A 2,255-nucleotide genomic window follows, 5' to 3' on the forward strand; every position below is an offset into this window, starting at 1 on the left:
AATTTAATCCTTTTTTTACTCATCGGTATTTTGTCTTGTCCCATAATTATTAGTCAGATTATTAATTTATAAATTCAAATACTATGTCAGTTTACGATAACAAAATGTTAATTAAAATAAACAATTATTGTCGTTTATGTTTTGCTTGGATTGGTTATATCTTTATGATGTCAGCCCTATTTTTCCCAGAATTTCTCCTAAAAGCCATCCAAGTCCTATGCAAGCACCAATAAACCACCAATATTTTTGGATAAGACTTATAAACTTAAGGTCTTCTGTCAGATTTCTAATTCGGTCATTTTGTACTCTTATTTTTTGTTCGTACACAAATTTGTCCTTCTGTAAATGTTTAATTTCCAAGTCTAAATTTTCTTTTGTTTTTGATAGGTCTGATTCCGAGTTTAATTCCGATTCAATTTTCGTAAATCCACCGTTTTTAAAAAACCTTTCTGTAATTCCGTTTTTTACTAAACAAGGATTTCCTTCAATTTCAACATCAAGTACTTTAGGGCGAAAATCGTTTAAATACTCATATAATAACTCAACTTCATCTAAAGTTAAATCAGGAAATAGTTTAGATTTAAGGTCGTGTGAAAAAATATATCCATTATCGGTTTTATATATCTCTAAACAATATTCTAAAATAGAATCTAAATTTTTTCCGTTTATGATTTCGTTCATGCGCTTGAGTGAGTTCAAATGGTTGGCAACGTAGGGATATAGATCATATGATCTATATATCTTCTATATGTGGAACTAAGATAAGAGATCTTTTATGCTATTAAAGGATGTTTCGGCTACATGGGTGTAAATTTCGGTTGTTTTGGTCGAACTATGACCTAATAACAATTGAATGTGCCTTATGTCGGTACCATCTTCCAAGAGGTGGGTAGCAAAGCTATGCCTAAGCATATGGGGCGTCACTTTTTTATAAATGCCCGCTTTTTTAGCGGCCATAGCGATAAGTTTTAACACGCTGGACGCTGTGTAGCGCTTCTGTCCGGGTCCTTCAAAAAGATAGTTCTTTGGCCTATATTCCTTTAAATAGTTGCGTAAGAGCTCCAATAGGGTGGGACTTAAAACCGTCATCCTATCCTTGTTGCCCTTGGCGGCCTTTATGGTGATAAGCATCCGCTGACTGTCAATATCTTCCAATTTGAGGTTCAACAGCTCACTTCTGCGAAGACCGGCAGAATACAGAAGGGAAACGATACAGCGATGCTTTAGATTATTGGTGTTCTTTATTAAACTTAGAATTTCACTTTTGGAGAGCACTTTGGGCAACTGTTTCTGTTGGATCGGCCGCTCTATCTCATAGAATCGGTTGGGCATTCCCTTGACCACCTCGTAATAGAACTTTATGCTGTTCACTGCCTGGTTCAGATAAGAACTGGAGCGCCCTTCCCTAGAAAGCTTCTGTAGATAGTCCCTTATTTCCTTTTCGGTAATGGCATCGGGCCTTAAATTAGGATAATGATTGATAAAAGTCTCAAAATGATGCACATAAGTCTTTACAGTATTTTCCGAATATTTCCTTAATTCCAATTTGTCCAGATATTCGTCCGGGCATCTTTTGAAGTCTTTTTTCAAATCCCTGGTCCTATACCACGAAATGTTATTGGGTTTTTCCTGATTGAGCCCGATACTATTTTCGAAAAAATAGTTTCCGTTGATCCAGACCTCTCCACGGAATGTATTGAAAAGGACCCCGATATTGTTCTTGTTGTTCTGGATATGGAACATACCATATTCCTTGTTCCAGCTTACGCCAGGTAATTTCTCTACAAGCGCCTGGACCACTTTATCCGATTTGAACTGGAGTCCTATATGCTTTCTGCCATCGATCAATAAATGCCTCAGTGTAATACTTCTCCCTTTGAACATGATATTTTTTTTGCAATATCAGTAAAGAAAATGATTTAGTCGTACCTTAAGCGAATAATGTTCGCATAGGAATTCAGTTAAGTTTATGGAAATGAGATTACAGCATGAATGTCTGTACTGTAAAAAGCAACTTACCGGTAGGACGGATAAGAAATATTGCAACCTACACTGCAAGAGTGCCTACCAGTTGGATACTTCGGTTCGTTTTGTGCCATCCATTTCGGAGTTATAGTGCCAGGCATTTCGGTTTGATCTGTGCCACTTTTGGCCATCGGCCCGATCCGTTTCGGTTCGTTTTGTGCCAGTGATATCGGTTCGATCTGTGCCACTTTGAAAGATCAAGTAACAATTACCTTGTCGCTTAAAAACAA

The 2,255-nt window shown here is 37.0% G+C and carries 3 protein-coding genes; all 3 read right to left on the minus strand.

The features are described from left to right. Positions 1-162 precede the first annotated feature (162 nt). A complete protein-coding gene (locus tag BFP75_RS10880; protein ID WP_099545430.1) occupies positions 163-681 on the minus strand; it encodes a hypothetical protein in 519 nt (172 codons plus the stop codon). A gap of 75 nt (positions 682-756) precedes the next feature. Then, a complete protein-coding gene (xerA, locus tag BFP75_RS10885; RefSeq protein WP_099545431.1) occupies positions 757-1,884 on the minus strand; it encodes a site-specific tyrosine recombinase/integron integrase in 1,128 nt (375 codons plus the stop codon). Between the two features lie 180 nt (positions 1,885-2,064). Continuing rightward, positions 2,065-2,255 (minus strand): hypothetical protein (locus BFP75_RS22115; RefSeq protein WP_206073543.1); only part of this gene is annotated, 191 nt, incomplete at its 5' end.

The sequence above is a fragment of the Maribacter sp. 4G9 genome (assembly GCF_002742265.1).
Lineage (GTDB): Bacteria > Bacteroidota > Bacteroidia > Flavobacteriales > Flavobacteriaceae > Maribacter.